This is a genomic window from Mesorhizobium sp. M7A.F.Ca.CA.002.15.2.1, from assembly GCF_003998715.1.
GTDB classification, from domain to species: Bacteria; Pseudomonadota; Alphaproteobacteria; order Rhizobiales; family Rhizobiaceae; genus Mesorhizobium; species Mesorhizobium ciceri.
Map to the genome: position 1 here is coordinate 1 of NZ_RZPI01000331.1, position 5,918 is coordinate 5,918.

The window sequence follows — 5,918 nt, forward strand, 5'->3', positions numbered from 1 at the left end:
GCTTTCGCTGCGGCCGGCACCACTTTCTTCGGCGCTGCCTTGCCGAAAGCCGGCTTGGCGTCCTTCGAACGGCCTGTCATTGCCGGGCCGGCGCCGGTTTTGGATTGGGTCGCCTTGCCCTTGGCGGGCGCAGGCTTTTTTGCCTTGGTTGCCATTGGACCGAATCCCTCTTTTGGCACAATTGTCGTGTCGGGATAACGGCCTGAAAGTCTTAAAGTTCCCCTTGCACAATCCGTCGAATCAAGCGGAAAGGCCGATCACCAGATCGGCGGCACTGCGCCGCGCGAGCACGCGCTCGATGTTGGGCAGGTCGTTGGAAGCGATCCAGGCGCGCGCATCTTCATCGGAGCGGCCATGCTCGTGCCAGCGCTCCATCAGGCGGCGCTCGAGCTCGTTGCGCGGCACGTCGACGAAGATCGAGAAATCGAACAGCGGCGCCAGCCGCGACCACGGCTCTTCGTCGAGCAGCAGGTAATTGCCTTCGACCAGGATGAACTTGGTTTCTGTGGCGACGATCGAGGCTGCGGCGCGCGACAGTTCCATGTTGCGGTCGAAGACCGGAATGGCGATGTCGGGTTCACCGGCACGGATACGCTTCAGCAAGGCCTCAAAACCGGCAAAGTCGAAGGTTTCCGGCGCGCCCTTGCGCGCGCGCAGACCGCGCCGCTCGAGCACGGCGTCGTCATAGTGGAAGCCGTCCATCGGTACGACCTCCGCTGCCCCTTCGGGCAGCAGTTCATGCAGCCTTGCCGACAGCGTCGACTTGCCGGCGCCCGGTGGACCGGCAATGGCGACGATGAAGCGGTTTGCCTTGCCGGCGCGTTTGAAGATGGTGGCGGCGAGATGGGCGATTTCGGACATGAGAGCCTCTCTGGCAGAGCTTCAGATCCACCATGTTCCGCATGATGATTTCGGCCACATCTTGGCGACAGTTCACGGAAATTTCAAACCCTGCGGCCGCGCAATCACACCTACGAGGCCAGCGGCTGGCCGATGCGCAGGAAATCGCTGTCGAAGGGAACCTCCCGCGTCGAACCGCCGGCATGCAGCCGCATGCGGCCATCCGCCGTCGTGACGTCCCGCGGCGGCTCGCCGCCCGACAGCGGCAGGACGCCGATGACGTGGCGAAAAGACACGCTTTGGCCTTCGCCCAGCGCAAAAGCGGTCGCCACCCCTTCGCGCTTCAGCCAGTTGTCGCCGATCGAGGCGGCATGGCCGACGGCAGCGCGGCCATCCTCGATGCCGAGCACGCCAAGGTGGCGGCCGCTCCATGGGGCGTAGTCGCGCCCGCCATTGCTGAACCACAGCATGGTGATTGGCAGTTCGGCCGGGTTCTTCAGCACCAGCACCAGATCGTCCTCGGCCTGTCGTGCAAGCGCGGTCCATCCCGGCCCGCCATGGTCGGCTTCGACCAGCGTGATGAAATCCTCGCGGCGGTCATCCATGCGGTATTCCGTCAGGTCGAGCGTGCCGCCGCCGGCGGCGGGAAAATGGCCGAGATCGGCGGAGCGCGCCGGATAGGCGAGCATGAAGCGGCCGCGTGCGGGATCGGGCTCCAGCGGATCGTCCAGCGTCGCGGCAAAACGCTTCGGCGAAAAGGCCAGCCTGCCGCCGCCGGTCATGGCCGTCATCGGGTGATGGGCGACCGAGATCGCACCATTGCCGCCGGAAAATACATGCTCCTGGTAGAGGAAGGGATGGCCGTCGCGCAGCGTCAGGATCTTGTCGACCGAAGCGCCCATCACCTCGTGCCGCAGGCGATAGACGGCGCGCCAGCCATCGTCGGTCGCGACACTTTCGACGACATCCCAGGCGCTGTTGGCCGTCCAGCCATGCAGCGGCGCTTCCTCGACATCGCTGCGCGAAAACGGCGCGCAGAGGAAATCGCCGGACAGCCGAACCGTGCCTTCCGGCAGGTCTTTCGGCAGCGTCTCGTTCGCATCGACCCAGGGCGCGCGATGCAGCGGCTTCAGCTGCCGCCCGCCAGCCTCGACGACCATGTCGGCGATGTGGCCGACCGTGAGGTCGAGCGAAACCGAAATGCCTCTGGCCTTGATGGTGTGGATGGTCATTGCGCTGTCACCGATTCTGAAGGCGCAAACTGAACCGTTCGGCGGCGGTTGCGCAAGCGCCGCGACAGGCATTTTGCATCGCGCACCTTCACCTTCCCCACAAGGGGAGGGTGAGCTACTGTCGCTTGTATTCCCGCACCGGCGACTTGGTGTCGTCGGTGTAGGTAACCTGCACCGACATCGATTTCACGCTGTCGGCGACCTTGAAATAGGGCTGGTAATCGTAGGGGATGGCGTAGGGGTCCTTCTTGTCGCAAGGCGGCATCTTGATCTCCTTGTCGAGGGCCGCGCCGTTCAGGCTGTAATGCACCTGTTTGATGGCGCAGCGGTAGGACAGCATCTGGGTGAAATAGACCAGGCCGTGGTTGCCGCTGGCATCGAAGGCGATCCACGAGGTCCAGAACTGGTCGAGGATCTGCTTGTTGCCTTGCTGAAGCGCTGTCTCGGGGTCGAAGCGGATGTCGAACGGGCCGGTCTCGCGGCCCCTGATGTCGAGATATTTGATCGCAATGATCCCCGCCACGGTGCTGTCGGGTATCTCGAAGCTCGGATTGGCCATCGGCTTGCCGGTGGTCTGGTCGTTCATGGCCAGGAAACCGGTGTCGGTGAAAGGACCGCTGTCGCCCATGCGCCAGGAGATGGCGGTCGCCGGCTCGGGCAGCGAGATGGTCATCGACCAGCCCTGGTTGGAGCGCATCGGCGTCAGCGAAGGCACGAAGCGGGCGGGGTCGAGCACGTCGCCAAGCGCCGCCAGCCGGCTGCGGCTGCGGTCCAGCCAGTCGGCCAACTGCGTCTGGTCGACGAAATATTTGAGCAACCCGCCATCCTTTTCGTAGGACGTGAACTTGGTCAGCGCCTTGGCCTCGTTGCGCTTGTCGGCCAGCGTCTGGGCGCCGAGGCGGTCTTCGGAAAACTCCTGCGCCAACAGGAAATAGGCCGGCGCGAAATCTGGATTGGCTGATATGAAGACGTTGAGCTTGTCGAGGCGCTGGGCGTCGTCGAACTGCTGGATATGCACCAGCTTGATCGACAGCGCCTTGCCCTTGTCGGCAAGCGCGCCGAACACCTCGCGCGCGCCGGCCTTGCCGTCCTGCACCCGAAGCAGCGCGGCAAAGCGCGTGTAGGGATCGATGGCGTCGACGTCGAAGCCGGCAAAGGCGAGGTAGGAGCGCCGCGCATTCAGCATGTCGCCGGACAACTCGTAGACGCGGGCATTGTGGTAGAACTCGTCCGGCCGCTTCGGCTCGGCGATCGCCCCGCCCTGCGCGGCAAGGGCGGCAAAGCCCTTGGCGATGATGTCGATCGAGGCGGCGATCTGCTGCGTCGTCGCCTGCAGCTTCTCGGTCTGGGCCTGCTGCTGCGCCTGGCCGGCGACCAGCGTCTCGGTCTCCTTCTTCACCTCGTCGGTGGTCTTCTGCACTTCCGCCGTCTGCTCAGTCTGCTGCTGCTGGACGGACGCGATCTCGTCGGTCTTTTTCGCCGCCGTGTCGGTCGACTGCTTGACCGCGTCGACCGTCTTTTGCGTCTGCGTGACGGTCTGCTCGATCTTCGCAACTTTCTCGGTAACGATGCCCATCGACTGCTGCAGCCCGGCAATGGCCGGCACCAGGCTGGCGATCACCCCATGCTGGGCGTTGGTCTGCTGCTGCAGGCCGTAGACGCCGCCGGCGACGGCCGCCGCACTGGTGGCGAAGATCAAGGCCGGCAGCGCCTTGGCCGCCAGCACCAGCCGGAGCACGATGGCAATGGCGATGATGATTGCGGCCACCGCGGCGACCAGCGCGATATAGGCGGCGAACGGCGCCAGCGGATTGAGGATGTCGGATACGGCACCCCCGACAAAGGCGACGCTGCCAGCCCATTTGCCGGTGCGGCTGAGTGATGCCCTGATAAGCGAGGGCGCAGCGCCCCCGGCCCCGATGTTCGTCATGCCAAGCCCCCAAGCCCTCGATACCACGCCCCTTCCCACGGGAAACGCGGCCTTGGCAAGCAAAGACACGGGAAAACCGGCGTTTTCGGGGCGGATGCCAAGCTTGCGAGGCTCGACAATCCTGGGGCTAACCGGCATTAACCAAATGGACGCAACAGCCGCGTTACGTTAGCGTCGTCTCATCTCAGCAACAGCCGACCCAGAACAGTCCAGCCCTTGTCCTACCTGCGTCCCTTTCCGCTCATCCAGAGAGTTTTTGCGGCACTAGCCCTGCTGGTGCTGCTGGCCGGCTGCGCCACGACGCCGCCCGACAGCGTGCTGGCCGTGCCCGCGCCGGCGCAGAAATATGCGGCCATCGTGGTTGACGCCAGGACCGGCAAGCAGCTGTTCGAGGTCAGCTCGACGGCGCAGCGCTACCCCGCCTCGCTGACCAAGATGATGACGCTGTATCTTTTGTTCGAGGCGCTGGAGTCCGGCCGCGTCAGCAAGCAGACGCAGATCCCGGTGTCGGACCATGCCGCCTCGCAGCCGCCGACCAAGATGCGCTTCCGGCGCGGCGAGAGCATCGACGTCGATTCCGCGATCCGCGCCATCGTCGTCAAATCGGCCAATGACGTGGCGGTGGCGGTCGGCGAATATCTCGGCGGCTCGGAGGATCAGTTCGCCGCCATGATGACATCCAAGGCGCGCCAGCTCGGCATGACCAGCACGACCTTCCGCAACGCGTCGGGCCTGCCCGACGATGGCCAGATGACGACGGCGCGCGACATGGCGGTGCTCGGCATGGCGCTGCATCAGCGCTTTCCCCAGCAGTTCCACTATTTCTCCGAAAGCGACTTCATGTTCCGCGGCCGGCTGGTGCGCGGCCACAACGACATGCTCGGCCGCGTGCGCGGCGTCGACGGCATCAAGACCGGCTACATCAGGGCGTCCGGCTTCAACATCGTCACCTCCTACAATGCCGACGGCCGCAATTTGATCGTCGTGGTGATGGGCGCCGACTCAGCCCGCCAGCGCAACGACCATGTCGAAGCGCTGATCCAGCGCAGCCTGTCGCCGACCACGGACGGCGCCAAGACCAGGCTGATGTTCGCGGAACAGTGAGGAGTGGTCCGCGTAGCGGACAAAAAGCCAATTGCTTGGCTTTTTGAACGACGAACGCCCTGAGCCTGCGAAGGGCGAGCTGCCGGTAGCAAGCATCGCGCTTGGCTGCGCGGGGATGGATATCGATAGGAATTTTTTCTTGACCCTGAGGGCAGCTATGCTACTATTTTCGGTATGGTGCTGAGTCGCGCCAATTGATCGACTGGAAACGTGACCCGCCCGCAAGGCGGGTTTTTTGTTGCCCGCCGCCCTGCAGAACCTTGTGCACGTTGGCGGGACAGCGCCCTCCTCTGTCCTGCCGGATGTTCGTCGCTCGGAAAGCCAAGCAATTGGCTTTCCGCCCGCTGCGCGGACCGCTCCTCAACCCCCGCAAGGGGGGAGATTGGCAGCTTCGGCGCTCCGCTCACTCCTGTGACGGTGGAAATTGGCGAAAGCCGGGACAACAGCCAATCTCCCCCCTTGAGGGGGAGATGTCCGGCAGGACAGAGGGGGGTGATTGGCGCAAACATCGGGCAAGTTCTTCCCGCTCCGGCCAATTTCGAACGTCTCCACCCTCCCTGAGGGGCGAGCCGCCGTCAGCCACATCGCCTCTCCGATCAAAAACACTTGTCCGGCCTGCGAAATCCGTGCCCGGCGCTGGCTATGCGCCGCCACCTCTGTCTATCGTCGCCCAGCACCCTCAGGAGCCCACCATGAGCACCGTCCCCAAAACGTCCGAACAGGCGGCAGACAATCAGAACGATGACGGCGGCGAGTATTTCGAGGCGCCGATCGTCGGTGAGCTGGAGGCCGATCCGGTATCGGACGAACAC

General features: G+C 64.3%; 4 protein-coding genes. 1 reads left to right on the forward strand and 3 read right to left on the reverse strand.

Annotated elements, in window-relative coordinates:
• Nucleotides 1-240: 240 nt before the first annotated feature.
• The 3 genes from ENZ74_RS18725 to ENZ74_RS18735 form a co-directional block, all read right to left on the reverse strand.
• Nucleotides 241-861 carry a nucleoside triphosphate hydrolase gene (locus ENZ74_RS18725; protein WP_063169761.1) on the reverse strand — a complete coding sequence of 207 codons (621 nt, stop codon included), beginning with the start codon at nt 859-861 and terminating at the stop codon, nt 241-243.
• 110 nt (nt 862-971) lie between these two features.
• On the reverse strand, nt 972-2,072 hold the full coding sequence (locus tag ENZ74_RS18730) for a hypothetical protein (protein WP_063170433.1): 1,101 nt from the start codon (nt 2,070-2,072) through the stop codon (nt 972-974).
• A gap of 115 nt (nt 2,073-2,187) precedes the next feature.
• A complete protein-coding gene (locus ENZ74_RS18735; protein ID WP_063169762.1) occupies nt 2,188-4,002 on the reverse strand; it encodes a hypothetical protein in 1,815 nt (604 codons plus the stop codon).
• A 216-nt stretch (nt 4,003-4,218) separates the two neighbouring features.
• Here ENZ74_RS18735 and ENZ74_RS18740 point away from each other — a divergent pair, with 216 nt between their 5' ends.
• Nucleotides 4,219-5,106, forward strand: coding sequence for a D-alanyl-D-alanine carboxypeptidase family protein (locus tag ENZ74_RS18740; protein WP_063169763.1), 888 nt, complete (start codon nt 4,219-4,221; stop codon nt 5,104-5,106).
• Nucleotides 5,107-5,918: the final 812 nt, after the last annotated feature.

What these genes read in the sequence shown, in the direction of transcription:
- ENZ74_RS18725 (WP_063169761.1), bottom strand. Translation starts at nt 861, where the DNA reads ATGTCCGAAATCGCCCATCTCGCCGCCACCATCTTCAAACGCGCCGGC.
- ENZ74_RS18735 (WP_063169762.1), bottom strand. Translation starts at nt 4,002, where the DNA reads ATGACGAACATCGGGGCCGGGGGCGCTGCGCCCTCGCTTATCAGGGCA.
- ENZ74_RS18730 (WP_063170433.1), bottom strand. Translation starts at nt 2,072, where the DNA reads ATGACCATCCACACCATCAAGGCCAGAGGCATTTCGGTTTCGCTCGAC.